This window comes from Enterobacter cloacae complex sp. IR5412, assembly GCF_049237385.1.
GTDB classification, from domain to species: Bacteria; Pseudomonadota; Gammaproteobacteria; order Enterobacterales; family Enterobacteriaceae; genus Enterobacter; species Enterobacter intestinihominis.
On record NZ_JBMKHQ010000011.1, the window covers coordinates 110,858 to 129,901 of the forward strand.

Sequence of the window (19,044 nt, forward strand, 5' to 3'; positions counted from 1 at the left end):
GCTTAAATGATCTAACGAAGATCCAGGAGGATCCTTGCGCTTTGTTGGCGAGCCCGTATAATCCTCGACCCGGCGCGTGATGCTCATCTTCCTGCGTCGTTCGTTGCTCATTTTCCACGCGAAATCGTGCGGAAATACGCAGGGATTTAAGGAAAGAGAATTGACTCCGGAGTGTACAATTATTACAATCCGGCCTCTTTAATCACCCACGCTGAGGCGTTAGTCGTTCGAATCTCGTTCGGGTATACGCAAAAGTCAGTGAATTTATTCAAGTTTAGGTAGAAATCGCCATGAAACGCACTTTTCAACCGTCTGTACTGAAGCGCAACCGTTCTCACGGCTTCCGTGCTCGTATGGCTACTAAAAATGGTCGTCAGGTTCTGGCACGTCGTCGTGCTAAAGGCCGCGCTCGTCTGACCGTTTCCAAGTAATAAAGCTAACCCCTGAGTGGTTAAGCTCGCATTTCCCAGGGAGTTACGTTTGTTAACTCCCACTCATTTCACTTTCGTCTTCCAGCAGCCACTACGGGCTGGCACGCCGCAAATCACCATCCTCGGCCGCCAAAATTCGCTGGGGCATCCCCGCATCGGTCTCACAGTCGCCAAGAAAAACGTTAAGCGTGCGCATGAACGCAACCGGATTAAACGTCTGACGCGTGAAAGCTTCCGTTTACGTCAGCACGAACTGCCTTCAATGGATTTCGTGGTGGTGGCTAAAAAAGGGGTTGCCGACCTCGATAACCGTGCTCTCTCGGAAGCGTTGGAAAAATTATGGCGCCGCCACTGTCGCCTGGCTCGCGGGTCCTGATAGCCCTCATTCGGGTCTATCAACGCCTGATTAGTCCGCTACTCGGGCCACATTGCCGTTTCACGCCAACATGCTCAAGCTACGGAATTGAGGCATTGCGCAGGTTTGGAGTGATAAAAGGCAGTTGGTTGACGGTGAAACGCGTATTAAAATGCCACCCTTTACACCCAGGTGGAGACGACCCCGTCCCTCCAGGACCTTTTGATACCAGAGAACACTAACGATGGATTCGCAACGCAATCTTCTTATCATCGCTTTGTTGTTCGTGTCTTTCATGATCTGGCAGGCATGGGAGCAGGATAAAAATCCTCAACCCCAGCAGCAGACCACGCAGACCACGACCACCGCAGCGGGTAGCGCCGCCGACCAGGGCGTACCGGCCAGTGGCCAGGGGAAACAGATTACGGTTAAGACCGATGTGCTTGAGCTGACTATCAACACCCGTGGTGGTGATGTTGAGCAGGCGCTGCTGTTGACCTACCCGAAAGAGCTGAAGTCTACCGAACCGTTCCAGTTACTGGAAACCACGCCTGAGTTTATCTACCAGGCACAGAGCGGCCTGACCGGTCGTGATGGCCCGGATAACCCGGCGAACGGTGCGCGTCCACTGTATAACGTCGAGAATGACACCTTTGTGCTGGCTGATGGCCAGAACGAACTGGTTATTCCGATGACCTACACCGACGCGGCAGGCAACACCTTCACCAAAACCTTCACCCTGAAACGCGGTGAATATGCGGTGAACGTGGGCTACAGCGTACAGAACACCGGTGCGAAACCGCTGGAAATCTCTACCTTTGGTCAGCTGAAGCAGTCCATCAATCTGCCGTCTCACCGTGACACCGGAAGCAGCAACTTTGCGCTGCATACCTTCCGTGGCGCGGCTTACTCCACGCCAGATACCAAGTACGAGAAATACAAATTCGACACCATTGCCGATAACGAAAACCTGAACGTCAGCTCTAAAGGCGGTTGGGTCGCAATGCTGCAACAGTATTTCGCGACGGCGTGGGTACCGAATAACGACGGTACGAACAACTTCTACACCGCGAACCTCGGCAACGGTATTGCAGCCATCGGCTACAAATCTCAGCCGGTTCTGGTGCAGCCGGGTCAAACCGGTAAGCTGGCAAGCACCCTGTGGGTCGGCCCGGAAATCCAGGACAAAATGGCTGCCGTTGCGCCGCACCTGGATCTGACCGTTGATTACGGTTGGTTGTGGTTCATCTCTCAGCCGCTGTTTAAGCTGCTGAAGTTCATCCACAGCTTCCTGGGTAACTGGGGCTTCTCCATCATCGTTATCACCTTTATCGTTCGTGGCATCATGTACCCGCTGACTAAAGCGCAGTACACCTCCATGGCGAAGATGCGTATGCTACAGCCGAAGATTCAGGCTATGCGTGAGCGTCTGGGCGATGACAAACAGCGTCAGAGCCAGGAGATGATGGCCCTGTATAAAGCAGAAAAAGTGAACCCACTGGGTGGTTGCTTCCCGCTGCTGATTCAGATGCCAATCTTCCTTGCGCTGTACTACATGCTGATGGGTTCCGTTGAGCTGCGCCACGCGCCGTTCGCCCTGTGGATCCATGACCTGTCCGCACAGGACCCGTACTACATCCTGCCGATCCTGATGGGCGTGACGATGTTCTTCATCCAGAAGATGTCTCCGACCACCGTGACTGACCCGATGCAGCAGAAGATCATGACCTTTATGCCGGTCATCTTCACCGTGTTCTTCCTGTGGTTCCCGTCAGGTCTGGTGCTGTACTATATCGTCAGCAACCTGGTGACCATCATCCAGCAGCAGCTGATTTACCGTGGTCTGGAAAAACGTGGCCTGCATAGCCGCGAAAAGAAAAAGTCCTGATTCGGTAACTTAACGCTAAAATAAGGGCGGTCGATTGACCGCCTTTTTTATTTGTATTGAACGAGAGCAACCATGAGCCATAACGACACTATCGTCGCCCAGGCAACCCCACCGGGACGCGGTGGTGTAGGCATTCTGCGCATCTCCGGCCTGAAGGCGCGTGAGGTGGCCGAAGCGGTGCTGGGTAAACTGCCAAAGCCGCGCTACGCTGATTATCTGCCATTTAAAGATGCCGACGGCACCTCGCTGGACCAGGGCATTGCGCTGTGGTTCCCCGGCCCAAACTCTTTTACTGGCGAAGACGTGCTGGAGCTTCAGGGTCACGGCGGCCCGGTGATCCTCGACCTGCTGTTAAAACGTATTCTGACCCTGCCTGGCCTGCGCATTGCGAAGCCGGGTGAGTTCTCCGAGCGTGCCTTCCTGAACGATAAGCTCGACCTGGCTCAGGCCGAAGCGATTGCCGACCTGATCGACGCCAGTTCCGAACAGGCAGCCCGCTCCGCGCTGAACTCGTTGCAGGGGGCATTTTCCGCACGCGTGAATCACCTTGTGGAAGCACTTACTCACCTGCGAATCTATGTTGAAGCGGCTATCGACTTCCCGGACGAGGAGATTGACTTCCTTTCTGACGGCAAAATCGAAGCCCAGCTCAACCAGGTGATGAACGATCTGGATGCCGTTCGCGCCGAAGCGCGCCAGGGCAGCCTGCTGCGTGAGGGCATGAAGGTGGTCATTGCTGGTCGCCCCAACGCCGGGAAATCAAGCCTGCTGAACGCCCTGGCGGGCCGTGAAGCGGCGATCGTGACCGACATAGCCGGTACCACCCGCGATGTTCTGCGCGAGCATATCCATATCGACGGCATGCCGCTGCACATCATCGATACCGCTGGCCTGCGCGATGCGAGCGATGAAGTCGAGCGTATCGGTATCGAACGCGCCTGGCAGGAGATCGAGCAGGCCGACCGCGTGCTGTTTATGGTGGACGGCACCACGACCGACGCCGTTGACCCGGCTGAAATCTGGCCAGACTTTATCGCCCGTCTCCCGGCCAAACTGCCGATCACCGTGGTGCGCAATAAGGCCGACGTTACCGGCGAAACGCTGGGCATCAGCGATGTGAATGGTCACTCACTTATTCGCCTGTCGGCCCGTACCGGGGAAGGCGTGGAAGCCCTGCGTAACCATCTCAAACAGAGCATGGGTTTTGACACCAGCATGGAAGGCGGCTTCCTGGCGCGTCGTCGTCACTTGCAGGCGCTGGAAGAGGCGGCTCGCCACCTTGAGCAGGGCAAATCCCAGCTGATCGGCGCTTGGGCCGGCGAGCTGCTGGCGGAGGAACTGCGTCTGGCGCAGCAGAACCTGAGCGAGATCACCGGGGAGTTTACGTCGGACGATCTGCTTGGACGAATTTTCTCAAGCTTCTGTATTGGTAAGTAATTCCCGATAGAACATGGTGATTTCCTCCAGGGAAATCACCATTGTCCCAATGGCAACTCGCTTAATCCCCCCATGCCCCCTATCCTGCTTGCCTGCACCTATGGGGGATTTATGGCTCGTTTTCTGTTTTGTAGTTTCGCATTAGTTCTGCTGTATCCGTCCGGTATTGATATGTATCTGGTGGGGCTACCGCATATTGCACGCGATCTGGGTGCCAGCGAGGCGCAACTGCACATCGCGTTTTCGGCCTACCTCGCGGGAATGGCGTCGTCGATGGTATTTGCCGGGAAAATCGCGGACAGAGCCGGCCGTCAACCCGTCGCCATTACGGGGGCGGTTATCTTTACGCTGGCATCGGTACTGTGTTCAATGGCTCAGGAAAGCACAATGTTCCTGTCAGGGCGCTTTATCCAGGGCATTGGCGCGGGCGGCTGTTACGTGGTGGCGTTTGCCATTCTGCGCGATACCTTGAGCGCCCAGCGCCGCGCCAGGGTGCTGTCGATGCTGAACGGCATTACCTGCATCATCCCGGTGCTGGCACCGGTTGTAGGCTACCTGATCATGCTGAAATTTCCGTGGCAGAGCCTTTTCTGGACCATGGCCACAATGGGCGCCATCGTCTTTATACTGTCCGTAACGGTGTTGAAAGAGACCCATCCCGGTTCGCAGCAGACGCACCACGCTGCTACCATTCATCCGGCTGAAAAGCTTCTGAATCGCTTTTTCCTGAGCCGCCTGGCCATCATCACGCTCAGCGTGGCGGTGATCCTCACATATGTAAACGTTTCCCCGGTGTTACTGATGGAGACGATAGGCTTCGATCGCGGTGAGTATTCGACGGTGATGGCGCTCAATGCGATGGTCAGCATGGCGGTTTCATTCTCGATGCCCTTTGCGCTCAATATCTTCCGCCAGCGCACGCTGATGCTCGCTTCACAGACGCTGTTTCTCGCCGCAGGCGTAATTCTGGCGACCGCCACCTCACATGCGCTGATGCTGGTGGGTATGACCCTGATCTGCGCCGGATTCTCCGGCGGCTTCGGCGTGGCGATGAGTCAGGCGCTTGGCCCGTTCTCACTGCGGGCAGGCGTGGCAAGCTCGGTGCTGGGCATTGCGCAGGTCTGCGGTTCGTCGCTGTGGATTTGGCTGGCGGCGGTGATCGGCCTTAACGCGCTGAATATGCTGATCGGGGTTCTGATTGGCTGTAGCATACTCTGCATTACCTTACTTATGGTCATCCAGCCCGCGGCGCACTATGAAGAAGCCCATCAGCAGTCTCGATCTTAATCTTTTACTTTGCCTGCAGTTGTTGTTGCAGGAGCGCAGCGTCACCAAAGCCGCGAAGCGAATGAACGTGACGCCGTCCGCAGTGAGTAAATCGCTGGCGAAGCTGCGCGACTGGTTCGACGATCCGCTGTTTGTGAAAACGCCTTTAGGGCTACTGCCCACGCCGCTAACGGTGAGTCTGGAACAGGATCTGGCCGACTGGATGCAGATTGGCAATCAGATCGTCGATAAATTCCACCATAGCTCTCCAGGCGGGCTCAAGTTTGTGCTCGCCGCCGAAACGCCGCTGATGCTGATTCGCTTCAACACCCTGCTGGAGCAGGTGAATGAGCGCTACCCACAGGCGACGGTGAAGTTGCGCCAGTGGGATTATGATTCGCTGGACGCCATTACGCGCGGGGAGGTCGATCTCGGTTTTACCGGCCGCGAAACGCACCCGCGCTCCCGCGAGCTGCTAAAGCTGATGCCGTGGTTTATTGACTACGAAATCCTGTTCAGCGACCGTCCGTGCGTCTATCTGCGAGAAGATCATCCGGCACTTCACGAAGCGTGGAACCTTGAGACGTTTCTGCGCTACCCGCATATCAGCATCTTCTGGGAGCGCAGCGATACCTGGGCGCTTGATGAAGTGCTAAAAGAGATGGGCCGGGAGCGCAACGTCGCCATGAGCCTGCCCGGCTTTGAACAGTCGATGTTTATGGCGGCTCAGCCGGACCACAACTACATTGCCACTGCGCCCTACTACTGCCATCACTACAATCAACTCCACCAGCGTAATCTGGTCTGCCTTCCCATTCCCATCGATGAGGCGCAGGCAGAAAAGCTGACCGTACCCTTCACGCTAATCTGGCATAAGCGGAACAGCCATAATCCGAAAATTATCTGGCTGCGCGAAACTATAAAAGCCCTGTATACCGCGCCAGGTCAGGTTTTTGCCTAAGATAATGTAAAGTTCGGTCCTCAGGCTTCTCTTATTTCTATTTACTGATTAAAACAGAAGCTGAGTTAAGCGATAATCATGTAACCGTTTAACCGACTACGACCATTATCAGGGAGCGAAAAATGGCTACGCACTTTGCACGAGGAACATTAACGGAAGGGCATCTCGTATCGGCCAGAATTTCTTCAGCCTGTCACAGTGAGGCGCTCAAACTACCTGAACACCGCAGGACGCGGTTTTTAGCTTCCAGAGCGCTCCTCGCAGAACTGCTTTTTATGCTGTACGGCACCAGCGAATTACCGGACATACTCACCCAGCCAGAAGGTCGCCCGGTTTTTGCGGACCCGGCACTCCCCCATTTTTCCATTGCGTATACCGGCAACATTGTTGGCGTCGCGCTGACGACTGAAGGTGATTGCGGCCTGGATATGGAGCTGCAACGCGTCACGCGCAGCTTCCATGGTGCTAACGCGCTCGATGAATACCCGCTCTCCAGCAATGAAAAGCTGTGGATACGTAACCAGAACGATCCCGTTGAAGCCAGAGCGCAGCTCATCACCCTTCGCCAGAGCATCCGTAAACTGAGCGGCGCGGCATCAGACGACGCCAGCCTGTTGCAGCTGCTTCCCGGCTCCGGACGCCTGCGTGCCGCGAAAGCCTCGCTGGTAGAGGCGCTCAGCGACGCTGAGGACGTACTGATCTGGTCCGTTGCGGTGAGCCCCGCCATCGAACGGCTGAAAATCTGGGAGTTTGACAGTATTCGCGGTTGGCGTAGTCTTCCGGATGTACCTGAGCGCGCCAACGAGCCCGCCGCGCGCCTGATGCGATTAACCAGTTTACCGGCAGAAAAAGCATACACCCATAGCTGATCCGTCCAGGGTCATCATGATGAAACAGGAGTAATCATGTCTGATACGTTGAAAGTTGTTACGTTACTGGGAAGCCTGCGCAAAGGTTCGTTTAACGGGATGGTAGCGCGCACGCTGCCACAGCTGGCGCCTGCGGGAATGGAGATCAGCGCCCTGCCGTCTATTGGCGACATCCCGCTTTATGATGCTGACGTTCAGCAGGAAGAAGGGTTCCCGCACAGCGTGGAGGCGATAGCCGAGCAGATCCGTCAGGCTGATGGTGTAGTGATTGTAACGCCAGAATATAACTACTCGGTTCCGGGGGGTCTGAAGAACGCGATTGACTGGTTATCCCGTTTACCGGAGCAGCCGCTGTCAGGCAAACCGGTGCTGATCCAGACCAGCTCAATGGGCGCCATCGGCGGTGCGCGCTGCCAGTATCACCTGCGACAGATCCTGGTGTTCCTGGATGCGATGGTGATGAACAAGCCGGAATTTATGGGCGGCGTGATTCAGAACAAAGTCGACCCGCAAACGGGTGAAGTGGTGGATCAGAGTACGCGTGACCATCTCTCTGGTCAGTTGACCGCGTTTGGGGATTATATTAAGCGGGTTAAAACCTGATAAAAAAGCCCGGTGGCGCTAGCGCTTACCGGGCCTACACTCGTCAGTAGGTCAGGTAAGCAAAGCGCCACCTGACACCACAAACCGCACCTTAGTGCGCGTCAATAAACACAATCTTGAGCACAAACAGCAGCGCCACAATCATCACGCACGGGCTGAGTTCGCGGAAACGGCCGGTACCGATCTTCATCACACAGTACGAGATAAAGCCCAGCGCGATACCTTCGGTGATCGAGAAGCTGAACGGCATCATCACCGCGGTAATAAACGCCGGAACGGCTTCCGTCAGATCTTCCCACTTCACGCGCGCCAGGCTCGAGGTCATCAGCACGCCGACGTAGATCAGCGCGCCAGCTGCCGCGTACGGTGGCACCATCCCCGCCAGCGGAGAGAGGAAGATCACCAGCAGGAACAGCAGACCCACGACTACCGCCGTCAGGCCAGTACGGCCGCCCACGGACACGCCGGAAGAGGATTCAATGTAAGCGGTAACAGACGAGGTGCCGATGAAAGAACCCGCAACGGACGAGATGCTATCCACATACAGCGCCTGCTTCATGCGCGGGAATTTGCCTTTCTCGTCCGCCAGACCCGCTTTGTCCGTCACGCCAATCAGCGTACCGGAGGAGTCAAACAGGTTGACCAGCATGAAGGAGAAAATCACTCCGGCCAGACCCAGGTTCAGCGAGCCCGCCAGATCAACGTGACCAATCACGGTAGAAACGCTCGGTGGCGCAGAGACAATACCGCTGTAATGCACGTCACCCAGCATCCAGCCCAGCAGCGTGGTCACGATGATAGAGACCAGCACCGCAGCGTGGATGTTACGCGACGCCAGGATCGCGATAATAAAGAAGCCCAGCACGCCCAGCAGCACGCTGTGAGAGGTCAGGTTACCAATGCTCACCAGCGTTTCCGGGTTCGCCACGATTACGCCAGCGTTTTTCAGCCCCATCATGCCGATAAACAGACCGATACCGCTGGTGATGCCCACGCGCAGGCTCACGGGAATGTTCGCAATCATCCAGTAGCGCACACGGAAGATGGTCAGCAGCAGCAGGCCGACCGCGCCCCAGAAAATAGCGCCCATCCCGACCTGCCACGGCAGGCCCATCGCCTGAACCACCACGAACGCAAAGAACGCATTCAGACCCATTGCCGGGGCCAACGCCACGGGCAGATTAGCGAAAACGCCCATCAGGATGCTGCCAAGCGCCGCGATCAGACAGGTGGTAACAAAGACGGCGCTGGTGTCCATGCCAGCCACGCCCAGAATTTGCGGGTTAACGAAAACGATATAGACCATCGTCAGGAAGGTAGTAAAACCGGCGATCACTTCGGTGCGTGCCGTTGTGCCGTGCTCGCGCAGTTTGAACACGCGCTCAAGCAGCCCCTGACCAGATGTCTGGGTAGTGTGTTGTTGACTCATCATCAATTTCCGAACAAGGAGGGAAAATTCGTCGCTATCCTATACCAAAATGCGACAATAGTGGCGGTTACGGGATACTTTTTTCATTGATTTTGCTTATACGGCAACGATTGCGTCTCGTTAAACTGTCGTACGTAAACGTTAAACTTGTTAAAAGGGAAAGGCATGTCCGGAATTGAAGCGGTATTTTTCGACTGTGACGGTACGCTGGTCGACAGTGAGGTCATTTGTTCCCGCGCGTATGTCGCCATGTTCCAGGAATTTGGCATTACGCTCGATCTCGAAGAGGTGTTTAAACGCTTTAAGGGCGTGAAGCTGTACGAGATCATCGACATCATTAACGAAGAGCACGGGGTGGATCTGGCGAAAGCGGATCTGGAACCGGTGTACCGCGCCGAGGTCGCACGCCTCTTCGACGCCGAGCTGGAAGTTATCGCCGGCGCTAACGCGCTGCTGGATGCGATGACGGTGCCGATCTGCGTGGTCTCTAACGGCCCGGTCAGCAAAATGCAGCACTCACTCGGCAAGCTGGACATGTTGCACCACTTCCCGGAAAAACTGTTCAGCGGCTACGATATCCAGCGCTGGAAGCCGGATCCGGCATTGATGTTCCACGCGGCGAAGGCGATGAACGTCAACGTGGAGAACTGCATCCTGGTGGATGACTCGTCTGCGGGCGCGCAGTCGGGGATTGATGCGGGGATGGAGGTGTTTTACTTCTGCGCCGATCCGCACAACAAGCCGATCGATCATCCAAAAGTGACGACCTTTACAGACCTGGCGCAGCTGCCGGAATTGTGGAAGGCGCGCGGGTGGGATATTACTCGCTGAAAAAACAAAGCCGGATGGCGCTAACGCTTATCCGGCCTACAAGGATCGTAGGGCGGGTAAGCGATAGCGCCACCCGCCACACACATCACTCTTTCGGATCTTTACCCGCCAGCAGCTTGTCCAGCTCGTCGCCGCCCACGTGACGGAAATCCTGTCCCTTCACGAAGTAGAAGATGTATTCGCAAATGTTCTGGCAGCGGTCGCCAATACGCTCAATTGAGCGCGCGCAGAACAGCGCGGTCAGCACGCTTGGAATGGTACGGGAATCTTCCATCATGTAGGTCATTAGCTGACGCACTATGCCTTCGTATTCCTGGTCAACTTTCTTATCTTCACGGTAGATACGGACCGCTTCGTCCAGATCCATGCGCGCGAAAGCGTCCAGCACATCGTGCAGCATCTGCACGGTGTGGCGACCGAGAGACTCCAGGCTCACCAGCAGCGGCTGGTGCTGCTGGGAGAATTTCTCCAGCGCGGTGCGGCAGATTTTATCCGCCACGTCACCAATACGCTCCAGCTCGGCGATAGTTTTGATGATCGCCATTACCAGACGCAGGTCGCTCGCGGTTGGCTGACGCTTGGCAATGATGCGCACGCACGCTTCGTCGATGGCGACTTCCATCATATTGACGTTGTGATCGCCTTCGATAACGCGCTTCGCCAGCTCGCTGTCCTGGTTGTGCATTGCCGTAATCGCATCAGAAAGCTGCTGCTCGACCATGCCGCCCATGGTCATCACCTGGGTGCGAATGCTTTCCAGCTCTGCGTTAAACTGGCCGGAAATGTGTTTATTAAGATTGAGGTTGTCCATGGTTTCTCCACATGCACTAAGGCAAATCAACCGTAGCGGCCAGTAATATAATCTTCGGTTTGTTTCTTCGCAGGACGGGTGAACAGCGCGTCCGTATCGCTGAACTCAATCAACTCGCCCAGGTACATAAACGCCGTGTGGTCAGAACAACGGGCAGCCTGCTGCATGTTGTGAGTGACGATCACCACGGTGTAATCCTGCTTCAGCTCGGTGATCAGCTCTTCGATACGCCCGGTTGAGATCGGGTCCAGGGCTGAGCACGGCTCATCCAGCAGCAAGACTTCCGGGCGAATGGCGATACCGCGCGCAATGCACAGACGCTGCTGCTGACCACCGGAGAGAGAGTACCCGCTCTGGTGAAGTTTATCTTTGGTTTCGTTCCATAATGCGGCCTTGGTCAATGCCCACTGCACGCGCTCGTCCATATCCGCACGGGAGAGCTTCTCAAACAGACGCACACCAAAGGCGATGTTGTCATAGATCGACATCGGGAACGGCGTGGGTTTCTGGAACACCATCCCCACTTTCGCACGCAGCAGGGCGATATCCTGGGTATTGGTCAGGATGTTGTCACCGTCCAGTAGAATTTCACCTTCTGCGCGCTGCTCCGGATAGAGCGAATACATTTTGTTAAAGGTGCGCAGCAGCGTGGATTTACCACAGCCAGACGGACCGATAAATGCCGTGACCTGGTTCTTCGCGATATCCAGGTTGATATTCTTCAGGGCATGGAATTTGCCGTAGTAGAAGTTCAAATCACGAACCTGAATCTTACCCGGGGCAGTATCAACCATACTCATTGACTCATTTCCTCATTCGGCGCCGCGATGTGCCGCGCCGTAAAAATTTAACCGTGTTTCTGCTTCGCGAAAATGACGCGCGCCAGAATGTTCAGCAACAGTACGCAAAGGGTGATGATCAGCACCCCGGCCCAGGCCAGCTGCTGCCATTCCGCGAATGGGCTCATCGCAAATTTAAAGATCGTGACCGGCAGGTTGGCGATCGGCTGCATCATGTCCGTACTCCAGAACTGGTTGGAGAGGGCGGTAAACAGCAGCGGTGCGGTTTCACCAGCGATACGGGCGATAGCCAGCAGGATACCGGTCATGATCCCCGAGACGGACGCTTTCAGGGTGATCGCCGAAATCATTTTCCATTTCGGCGTGCCCAGCGCGTAAGCCGCTTCACGCAGGCTGTCCGGCACCAGTTTCAGCATGTTTTCAGTGGTACGAATAACGATAGGCACCTGCAACAGCGCCAGCGCAATCACACCCGCCCAGCCGGAGAAGTGTTCCATTTGCGCCACCACGATGGTGTAAACAAACAGACCTACCACAATCGACGGGGCAGAAAGCAGAATGTCGTTAATAAAGCGGATGACTTCAGCGATCCAGGACTTGCGGCCATACTCCGCCAGATAGATACCCGCCATGATGCCCAACGGCGTACCGAAAACGGTCGCCCACAGGATCAGCAGGCCGCTGCCCGCCAGGGCGTTTGCCAGACCACCACCCGCCGTGTTTGGCGGCGGCGTCATCTCGGTGAACAGCGCCAGGGACATTCCATCAATACCACGGGTGATGGTGGACATCAGGATCCAGATCAGCCAGAACAGGCCGAACGCCATCGTGGCCATGGAAAGCGTCAGCGCAATGCGGTTTTTAATCCGGCGCTTTGACTGCATTTTGCGACGAGATTCCGCAAGCTGAGCGGTGTTTTGCATGTCGAGAGTCGCCATTAGCGTGCCCCCTCGTTTTTAGCCAGACGCATAATCATCAGCTTGGAGATAGCCAGCACAATAAAGGTAATAACAAACAGGATCAGGCCCAGTTCCATCAGCGCTGCGACGTGCAGCCCGGATTCCGCTTCGGCAAATTCGTTCGCCAGCGCAGAGGTAATACTGTTCCCCGGCATGTAGAGCGACACGCTGTCGAGCTGGTAGGTGTTGCCGATGATAAAGGTCACCGCCATGGTTTCACCCAGCGCGCGGCCTAAGCCCAGCATAATGCCGCCGATCACCCCATTTTTGGTGAACGGAAGGACGATGCGCCAGATAACCTCCCAGGTGGTGCAGCCGATGCCGTAGGCCGACTCTTTCATCATCACCGGGGTTTGTTCGAAGACATCGCGCATGACCGCCGCAATGTACGGAATAATCATGATGGCGAGTATCACGCCAGCCGCCAGAATACCGATACCGAATGCCGGGCCAGAGAACAGGGCCCCCACAAACGGAACGGCGGAGAGAACATTACCCACCGGCTCCTGGAAGTACGTCGCAAACAGCGGAGCAAAGATAAACAGGCCCCACATGCCGTAAACGATACTTGGGATGGCCGCCAGCAGTTCAATGGCGATACCCAACGGACGTCGCAGCCAGCCCGGCGCCAGCTCCGTCAGGAACAGGGCAATACCGAAGCTTACCGGCACCGCAATCAGCAGAGCGATAAAAGAGGTCACCAGCGTGCCGTAAATCGGCACCAGCGCACCGTAAATATCGTTCGGCGCATCCCACTCTTTGGTCCACAGGAAGGCGAAACCAAATTTTTGAATGCTCGGCCAGGAGGAGAAAATGAGGGACACGATAATGCCGCCCAGCAGCAATAGCACAATCAGCGCAGCCAGTTTCACCAGCGCGCTGAAAATCATGTCACCTTTTTTACCCGGAGGGTTAAATGCAGGCTTGGTTGCAGCCATAAATTACTCTTCTTTATGAGACGTCTTACGAATATGCCCGGTGGCGCTGGCGCTTACCGGGCCTACAGGATGAACCGTAGGGCGGGATCGCTGCGCGCCACCCGCCATCTTCGTCAAAAATATCCTGTTAGTACAGCGCTTTACCGCTGCTGTCTTTCACGTTGGTTTTCCATGCAGCACGGATCTGCTCAACCACGCTGTCTGGCAGGCTGGCGTAATCCAGGTCATTCGCCTGTTTGCCGCCGTTTTTGTATGCCCAGTCGAAGAACTTCAGCACTTCAGCACCCTGCTCAGGCTTCTTCTGCTCTTTGTGGACCAGAATGAAGGTGGTAGACGTGATAGGCCATGCATCGTCGCCTTTCTGGTTGGTCAGGTCCTGAGCGAAGGATTTGCTCCAGTCAGCGCCTTTTGCGGCGTTAGCGAAGTTCTCTTCGGTCGGGCTAACCGGTTTGCCGTCAGCAGAAACCAGTTTGGTGTAAGCCAGGTTGTTCTGCTTCGCGTAAGCGTACTCTACATAGCCGATAGAGCCAGGCAGACGCTGTACGAAGGCAGCGATACCGTCGTTGCCTTTACCGCCCAGACCGGTTGGCCAGTTAACGGTAGAGCCGGAACCGACTTTAGATTTCCACTCTTCGTTCACTTTCGCCAGGTAGCTGGTGAACACGAAAGAGGTACCAGAGCCGTCAGCACGACGAACCACAGCGATATTCTGCGAAGGCAGCTTAACGCCCGGGTTCAGTTTGGTGATGGCTTCGTCATCCCATTTTTTGATTTTGCCCAGGTAGATATCACCCAGGGTTTTGCCGTCCAGCACCAGCTCGCCTGATTTCAGGCCAGGGATGTTAACAGCCAGCACAACGCCGCCGATCACGGTCGGGAACTGGAACAGGCCTTCCTGATTCAGTTTCTCATCAGACAGCGGAGCGTCGGATGCGCCGAAATCAACGGTATTCGCGGTAATTTGTTTTACGCCACCGGAGGAGCCGATACCCTGATAGTTAACCTTGTTACCGGTTTCTTTCTGGTAGGTATCCGCCCATTTGGCATACACCGGCGCAGGGAAGGTTGCACCAGCGCCAGTCAGGCTTGCTGCTGCGAAAGCAGAGAAAGCGCTCAGAGATAAGGTCGCGGCGACAACAGTTGCGACAGTGGTACGCATAACTTTCATAATGTCTCCTGCAAGGATTTCGTAAATCATTGTTTAAGTGGCTACGATGAGCAAAATAGGACAAACAGGTGACAGATAAATGTACGAAATATGACAGTTTTATGACAAAGAAAATTTCACTTAAAATTAAGCAAAAATCCATAAATAAATCATAAACTTAATGATTATTATGACAGCTTGTTTTCAGTAATATTTTCTTTATGTGACACTGATAAAATAGCTGAAAATGACGGATTGTCATAAAAAAAGGCTCCACCGGATGGCGGAGCCTGGAAGGATTATTCTACGGTAACGGACTTCGCCAGATTTCGCGGCTGGTCAACGTCGGTGCCTTTGATCAGCGCGACGTGGTAAGCCAGCAGTTGCAGCGGTACGGTGTAGAAGATCGGCGCAATCACCTCTTCCACATGCGGCATCTCGATGATGTGCATGTTGTCGCTGCTGGCAAAACCGGCATCTTTATCCGCAAAGACGTACAGTACACCACCACGGGCGCGCACCTCTTCGATGTTAGATTTCAGTTTTTCCAGCAGTTCGTTGTTCGGTGCCACCACGATAACCGGCATATCCGCGTCGATCAGCGCCAGCGGACCGTGTTTCAGCTCGCCTGCCGCGTAGGCTTCCGCGTGGATGTAGGAGATCTCTTTCAGCTTCAGCGCGCCTTCCAGCGCGATAGGGTACTGATCGCCACGACCCAGGAACAGAGCGTGGTGCTTATCAGAGAAATCTTCAGCCAGCGCCTCAATGCGTTTGTCCTGAGACAGCATCTGCTCGATACGGCTCGGCAGCGCCTGGAGACCGTGAACGATATCATGCTCAACGGAAGCATCTTCGCCTTTCAGGCGCGCCAGCTTCGCCACCAGCATCAGCAGAACGGTCAACTGAGTGGTAAACGCTTTGGTGGAGGCGACGCCGATTTCGGTGCCCGCTTTAGTCATCAGCGCCAGATCGGATTCACGCACCAGCGAGGAGCCCGGTACGTTACAGATGGCCAGCGAACCCAGGTAACCCAACTCTTTAGACAGACGCAGCGCCGCCAGGGTATCGGCCGTTTCGCCAGACTGGGAAAGAGTGATCATCAGGCTGTTACGGCGCACAGCGGATTTACGATAGCGGAACTCAGATGCGATTTCGACGTCACACGGCACGCCCGCCAGGGATTCAAACCAGTAGCGAGAGACCATACCGGAGTTGTAAGAGGTACCGCAGGCCACGATCTGAATGTGCTCGACTTTGCTCAGCATTTCGTTGGCATTGGCGCCCAGCTCGCTCAGATCCACTTCACCATGGCTGATGCGCCCGGTCAGGGTGTTTTTAATGGCGTTTGGCTGTTCGTAGATCTCTTTCTGCATGTAGTGACGATAAGCACCTTTGTCGCCCGCGTCGTATTGCAGGTTTGATTCGATTTCCTGGCGCTTAACCTGCTCGCCTTTCGTGTCGAATACGGTCACGCTGCGACGTGTCACCTCGGCAATGTCGCCCTCTTCCAGGAAGATAAAGCGACGGGTAACCGGCAGCAGCGCCAGCTGGTCGGAAGCGATAAAGTTTTCACCCATGCCAAGACCAATCACCATCGGACTACCGGAACGCGCGGCCAGCAGCGTGGACGGGTCGCGGGAATCCATGATCACCGTACCGTAAGCACCACGCAGCTGAGGGATAGCGCGCAGCACCGCATCACGCAGTGTACCGCCCTTTGCCAGCTCCCAGTGCACCAGGTGAGCAATCACTTCGGTGTCGGTTTCAGAGACGAAGGTATAGCCGCGCGCTTTCAGTTCTTCACGCAGCGGTTCGTGGTTTTCGATAATGCCGTTATGCACCACCACAATGTGTTCAGACACATGCGGGTGTGCGTTGCCTTCAGATGGCTCACCGTGAGTCGCCCAGCGGGTATGCGCAATACCGGTGCCACCGTGCAGCGGATGTTCCTCCGCCGCCTGGGCCAGCATCTGCACTTTACCGAGACGACGCAGACGGGTCATATGACCTTCTGCATCGACGACAGCCAGACCGGCTGAGTCATAACCACGGTATTCCAGACGACGTAAACCTTCGAGAAGGATTTCAGCAATATCACGCTGCGCAACTGCGCCAACAATTCCACACATAGTTAGATTTCCTGATTATGGCGTTATGCCATGCGTTGTCGCTGACCTGTATTTGCCCTTTCCGGGCACCCCGAGCCTTGTAGAGAGTGGGGTTATTTTTATGGGTACTGCTGGTGGAGGGAGGATTATGTTATCCCCTCACCCCAGCCCTCTCCCCATAGGGGAGAGGGTGAAAACCGCACCATTCAGTTCCCCTCTCCCCTATGGGGAGAGGGTCAGGGTCAGGGTGAGGGGTGTATATTGTCGTTACTTTTTCTTCACCGGGCGTTTCCAGCCCTGCTTACTGACCTGCGGAACGCGGCTTAACACCAGCTCGTTCTCGGCCACATCGCGCGTAACGGTTGTCCCGGCGGCAATGGTCACGCCTTTGCCCACGGTAACAGGCGCCACCAGCTGGGTATCGGAACCTACAAACACGTCATCACCGATGATGGTTTTAAACTTATTGGCACCGTCATAGTTACAGGTAATCGTCCCTGCACCGATGTTTACGTTGTCGCCAATTTCCGCATCGCCCAGATAGGTCAGATGACCGGCTTTCGAGCCTTTACCGAGACGTGCTTTTTTCATTTCCACGAAGTTACCTACATGAGCGCCTTCCAGCAGCTCAGCGCCCGGGCGCAGACGCGCAAACGGGCCGATGGTACAGGCGGGATCCAGACGCGCATCTTCTACCACGCTGTACGGGCTGATTTCGCAGTCGTCACCGATCACGCTGTTTTTAATCACACAGCCGGTGCCGATTTTGACGCGGTTGCCCAGCGTGACGTTACCTTCCAGGATAACGTTAGTATCTATTTCAACGTCGCGCCCGTGGGTCAGCGTGCCACGCAGATCGAAACGCGCCGGATCGCGCAGCATAACGCCCGCCAGCAACAGTTTTTCTGCCTGCTCGGACTGGTAAATACGCTCCAGGCGTGACAGCTGTAGACGGTTGTTTACCCCGTCCGTTTCGCTGATACGCGCCGGATGAACGGCGGCAATCTCACGCCCTTCCTGGTACGCCATCGCAATGATGTCGGTGATGTAGTATTCACCCTGCGCGTTGTTATTATTGAGTTTGGACAGCCAGCGCTTCATATCCGCACCGTTCGCAATCAGGATGCCGGTGTTGATCTCCTGAATCTGACGCTGTTCGTCAGTGGCATCTTTATGCTCAACAATCCCGGTTACCTTGCCGTTTTCACGCGTAATGCGGCCATAGCCGGTTGGATCGTCCAGCACGACGGTTAACAACCCAATGCCACCCTGCGGTTTGGCTTCACGCAGGCGAGTGAGGGTTTCAACGGAGATCAGCGGTACGTCGCCGTAGAGCATCAGGATGTCTTCATCATCAGCGAAGAAGGGTGCAGCCTGCTGCATTGCATGACCCGTACCCAGCTGTTCTGCCTGAAGCACCCAGTTGAGATTGTCGTCACGCAACGTTTTTTTCAGCAGATCGCCGCCATGTCCATAAACCAGATGCACCTGGCTGGCGCCTAATTCATTAGCTGCATCAATAACATGCTGCACCATTGGCTTTCCTGCCAGTGTGTGGAGCACTTTAGGCAGATCGGAATACATGCGGGTACCTTTGCCTGCAGCAAGGATCACCACGCTCATCGCACTGTTTAACATACGCATCCTGACGGTAGTTTGTGTGAGAAGTAAAAACGTTTGATGCTTAAAATTCTACATCTTTTTCATCATGAATTAAGGCCGAAAAAAAAAGCCAGCCTGGGATCCAGACTGGCTTTTGTGCTTTTCAAGCCGGTGTTACATCGCTTTTTTGGTCAACTCGATAACGCGCAGTTTCGCGATAGCTTTGGCCAGCTCCGCAGACGCCTGAGCGTAATCCACGTCACCATGAGAGCTGCTAATGTGCTCTTCAGCCTTACGCTTCGATTCCAGGGCTCGCGCTTCGTCGAGATCCTGGCCACGAATAGCGGTATCGGCCAGAACGGTCACACTGCCTGGCTGCACTTCAAGAATGCCGCCGGACAGATAGATAAACTCTTCATGACCGAACTGTTTAACGATGCGGATCATACCAGGCTTAATGGCGGTGAGCAGCGGTGCGTGACCCGGGAAAATACCCAGTTCACCTTCACTACCCGTTACCTGGATTTTCTCGACCAGACCAGAGAACATTTGTTGCTCTGCGCTGACGACGTCCAGGTGGTAAGTCATTGCCATATCACCCTCCGATTA

General features: G+C 55.3%; 19 protein-coding genes. 10 read left to right on the forward strand and 9 right to left on the reverse strand.

Translation table 11 applies throughout. The features are described from left to right. The first annotated feature begins 290 nt into the window (after positions 1–290). The 9 genes from rpmH (at position 291) to ACOTX2_RS18450 (ending at position 7,810) form a co-directional block, all read left to right on the forward strand. Positions 291–431 (forward strand): 50S ribosomal protein L34, encoded by a 141-nt coding sequence (rpmH, locus tag ACOTX2_RS18410; protein ID WP_000831330.1) that lies wholly within the window; start codon positions 291–293, stop codon positions 429–431. A 16-nt stretch (positions 432–447) separates the two neighbouring features. After that, a complete protein-coding gene (gene rnpA / locus ACOTX2_RS18415; RefSeq protein ID WP_006808764.1) occupies positions 448–807 on the forward strand; it encodes a ribonuclease P protein component in 360 nt (119 codons plus the stop codon). Next, a complete protein-coding gene (yidD, locus tag ACOTX2_RS18420) occupies positions 771–1,028 on the forward strand; it encodes a membrane protein insertion efficiency factor YidD (protein WP_001307474.1) in 258 nt (85 codons plus the stop codon). Before rnpA ends, yidD begins: the two co-directional genes overlap by 37 nt. 2 nt (positions 1,029–1,030) lie before the next feature. Continuing rightward, a complete protein-coding gene (yidC, locus tag ACOTX2_RS18425) occupies positions 1,031–2,674 on the forward strand; it encodes a membrane protein insertase YidC (RefSeq protein WP_023298949.1) in 1,644 nt (547 codons plus the stop codon). A 72-nt stretch (positions 2,675–2,746) separates the two neighbouring features. Next, positions 2,747–4,111, forward strand: a complete 1,365-nt coding sequence (gene mnmE / locus ACOTX2_RS18430; RefSeq protein ID WP_063843888.1) for a tRNA uridine-5-carboxymethylaminomethyl(34) synthesis GTPase MnmE — start codon at positions 2,747–2,749, stop codon at positions 4,109–4,111. Positions 4,112–4,222: 111 nt separating this feature from the next. Further along, positions 4,223–5,398 (forward strand): MFS transporter, encoded by a 1,176-nt coding sequence (locus ACOTX2_RS18435; RefSeq protein WP_032622027.1) that lies wholly within the window; start codon positions 4,223–4,225, stop codon positions 5,396–5,398. Next, positions 5,367–6,338 carry an HTH-type transcriptional regulator YidZ gene (gene yidZ / locus ACOTX2_RS18440; protein ID WP_022649883.1) on the forward strand — a complete coding sequence of 324 codons (972 nt, stop codon included), beginning with the start codon at positions 5,367–5,369 and terminating at the stop codon, positions 6,336–6,338. The genes ACOTX2_RS18435 and yidZ overlap by 32 nt, the downstream gene beginning before the upstream one ends. 122 nt (positions 6,339–6,460) lie before the next feature. Beyond that, positions 6,461–7,207 carry a 4'-phosphopantetheinyl transferase family protein gene (locus ACOTX2_RS18445; RefSeq protein ID WP_023298947.1) on the forward strand — a complete coding sequence of 249 codons (747 nt, stop codon included), beginning with the start codon at positions 6,461–6,463 and terminating at the stop codon, positions 7,205–7,207. Between the two features lie 36 nt (positions 7,208–7,243). After that, positions 7,244–7,810: an NADPH-dependent FMN reductase gene (locus ACOTX2_RS18450; RefSeq protein ID WP_022649881.1), complete on the forward strand. Its 567-nt coding sequence runs from the start codon at positions 7,244–7,246 to the stop codon at positions 7,808–7,810. A 91-nt stretch (positions 7,811–7,901) separates the two neighbouring features. Here the strand turns inward: ACOTX2_RS18450 and adeP are convergent, their stop codons facing one another. Continuing rightward, a complete protein-coding gene (gene adeP, locus ACOTX2_RS18455) occupies positions 7,902–9,239 on the reverse strand; it encodes an adenine permease AdeP (RefSeq protein ID WP_139152660.1) in 1,338 nt (445 codons plus the stop codon). Positions 9,240–9,404: 165 nt separating this feature from the next. Between adeP and yieH the strand changes: the two genes are divergently transcribed. After that, complete coding sequence (yieH, locus tag ACOTX2_RS18460; protein WP_022649879.1) at positions 9,405–10,070, forward strand: 6-phosphogluconate phosphatase; 666 nt, start codon at positions 9,405–9,407, stop codon at positions 10,068–10,070. 85 nt (positions 10,071–10,155) lie between these two features. On the opposite strand, the gene phoU is transcribed toward yieH, so the two are convergent. From phoU to ACOTX2_RS18500, 8 genes are all read right to left on the reverse strand, one after another. Then, complete coding sequence (phoU, locus tag ACOTX2_RS18465; RefSeq protein ID WP_003861153.1) at positions 10,156–10,881, reverse strand: phosphate signaling complex protein PhoU; 726 nt, start codon at positions 10,879–10,881, stop codon at positions 10,156–10,158. Between the two features lie 26 nt (positions 10,882–10,907). After that, positions 10,908–11,681, reverse strand: coding sequence for a phosphate ABC transporter ATP-binding protein PstB (gene pstB / locus ACOTX2_RS18470; RefSeq protein ID WP_003861154.1), 774 nt, complete (start codon positions 11,679–11,681; stop codon positions 10,908–10,910). A gap of 47 nt (positions 11,682–11,728) precedes the next feature. Then, positions 11,729–12,619 (reverse strand): phosphate ABC transporter permease PstA, encoded by an 891-nt coding sequence (gene pstA / locus ACOTX2_RS18475; RefSeq protein ID WP_022649878.1) that lies wholly within the window; start codon positions 12,617–12,619, stop codon positions 11,729–11,731. After that, positions 12,619–13,578: a phosphate ABC transporter permease PstC gene (pstC, locus tag ACOTX2_RS18480; RefSeq protein ID WP_022649877.1), complete on the reverse strand. Its 960-nt coding sequence runs from the start codon at positions 13,576–13,578 to the stop codon at positions 12,619–12,621. The genes pstA and pstC overlap by 1 nt, the downstream gene beginning before the upstream one ends. 127 nt (positions 13,579–13,705) lie before the next feature. Next, positions 13,706–14,746 carry a phosphate ABC transporter substrate-binding protein PstS gene (gene pstS / locus ACOTX2_RS18485; protein WP_022649876.1) on the reverse strand — a complete coding sequence of 347 codons (1,041 nt, stop codon included), beginning with the start codon at positions 14,744–14,746 and terminating at the stop codon, positions 13,706–13,708. A 278-nt stretch (positions 14,747–15,024) separates the two neighbouring features. After that, the gene (gene glmS / locus ACOTX2_RS18490) at positions 15,025–16,854 is read right to left on the reverse strand and encodes a glutamine--fructose-6-phosphate transaminase (isomerizing) (protein ID WP_022649875.1); all 1,830 of its coding nucleotides are present in this window, start codon (positions 16,852–16,854) and stop codon (positions 15,025–15,027) included. Between the two features lie 246 nt (positions 16,855–17,100). Beyond that, complete coding sequence (gene glmU / locus ACOTX2_RS18495; protein WP_022649874.1) at positions 17,101–18,471, reverse strand: bifunctional UDP-N-acetylglucosamine diphosphorylase/glucosamine-1-phosphate N-acetyltransferase GlmU; 1,371 nt, start codon at positions 18,469–18,471, stop codon at positions 17,101–17,103. A gap of 138 nt (positions 18,472–18,609) precedes the next feature. Continuing rightward, a complete protein-coding gene (locus ACOTX2_RS18500; protein ID WP_006177560.1) occupies positions 18,610–19,029 on the reverse strand; it encodes a F0F1 ATP synthase subunit epsilon in 420 nt (139 codons plus the stop codon). Positions 19,030–19,044: the final 15 nt, after the last annotated feature.

What these genes read in the sequence shown, in the direction of transcription:
- rpmH (WP_000831330.1), top strand. Translation starts at nt 291, where the DNA reads ATGAAACGCACTTTTCAACCGTCTGTACTGAAGCGCAACCGTTCTCAC.
- yidD (WP_001307474.1), top strand. Translation starts at nt 771, where the DNA reads ATGGCGCCGCCACTGTCGCCTGGCTCGCGGGTCCTGATAGCCCTCATT.
- yidC (WP_023298949.1), top strand. Translation starts at nt 1,031, where the DNA reads ATGGATTCGCAACGCAATCTTCTTATCATCGCTTTGTTGTTCGTGTCT.
- mnmE (WP_063843888.1), top strand. Translation starts at nt 2,747, where the DNA reads ATGAGCCATAACGACACTATCGTCGCCCAGGCAACCCCACCGGGACGC.
- ACOTX2_RS18435 (WP_032622027.1), top strand. Translation starts at nt 4,223, where the DNA reads ATGGCTCGTTTTCTGTTTTGTAGTTTCGCATTAGTTCTGCTGTATCCG.
- yidZ (WP_022649883.1), top strand. Translation starts at nt 5,367, where the DNA reads ATGAAGAAGCCCATCAGCAGTCTCGATCTTAATCTTTTACTTTGCCTG.
- ACOTX2_RS18445 (WP_023298947.1), top strand. Translation starts at nt 6,461, where the DNA reads ATGGCTACGCACTTTGCACGAGGAACATTAACGGAAGGGCATCTCGTA.
- ACOTX2_RS18450 (WP_022649881.1), top strand. Translation starts at nt 7,244, where the DNA reads ATGTCTGATACGTTGAAAGTTGTTACGTTACTGGGAAGCCTGCGCAAA.
- adeP (WP_139152660.1), bottom strand. Translation starts at nt 9,239, where the DNA reads ATGAGTCAACAACACACTACCCAGACATCTGGTCAGGGGCTGCTTGAG.
- yieH (WP_022649879.1), top strand. Translation starts at nt 9,405, where the DNA reads ATGTCCGGAATTGAAGCGGTATTTTTCGACTGTGACGGTACGCTGGTC.
- phoU (WP_003861153.1), bottom strand. Translation starts at nt 10,881, where the DNA reads ATGGACAACCTCAATCTTAATAAACACATTTCCGGCCAGTTTAACGCA.
- pstB (WP_003861154.1), bottom strand. Translation starts at nt 11,681, where the DNA reads ATGAGTATGGTTGATACTGCCCCGGGTAAGATTCAGGTTCGTGATTTG.
- pstA (WP_022649878.1), bottom strand. Translation starts at nt 12,619, where the DNA reads ATGGCGACTCTCGACATGCAAAACACCGCTCAGCTTGCGGAATCTCGT.
- pstC (WP_022649877.1), bottom strand. Translation starts at nt 13,578, where the DNA reads ATGGCTGCAACCAAGCCTGCATTTAACCCTCCGGGTAAAAAAGGTGAC.
- pstS (WP_022649876.1), bottom strand. Translation starts at nt 14,746, where the DNA reads ATGAAAGTTATGCGTACCACTGTCGCAACTGTTGTCGCCGCGACCTTA.
- glmS (WP_022649875.1), bottom strand. Translation starts at nt 16,854, where the DNA reads ATGTGTGGAATTGTTGGCGCAGTTGCGCAGCGTGATATTGCTGAAATC.
- glmU (WP_022649874.1), bottom strand. Translation starts at nt 18,471, where the DNA reads ATGTTAAACAGTGCGATGAGCGTGGTGATCCTTGCTGCAGGCAAAGGT.
- ACOTX2_RS18500 (WP_006177560.1), bottom strand. Translation starts at nt 19,029, where the DNA reads ATGGCAATGACTTACCACCTGGACGTCGTCAGCGCAGAGCAACAAATG.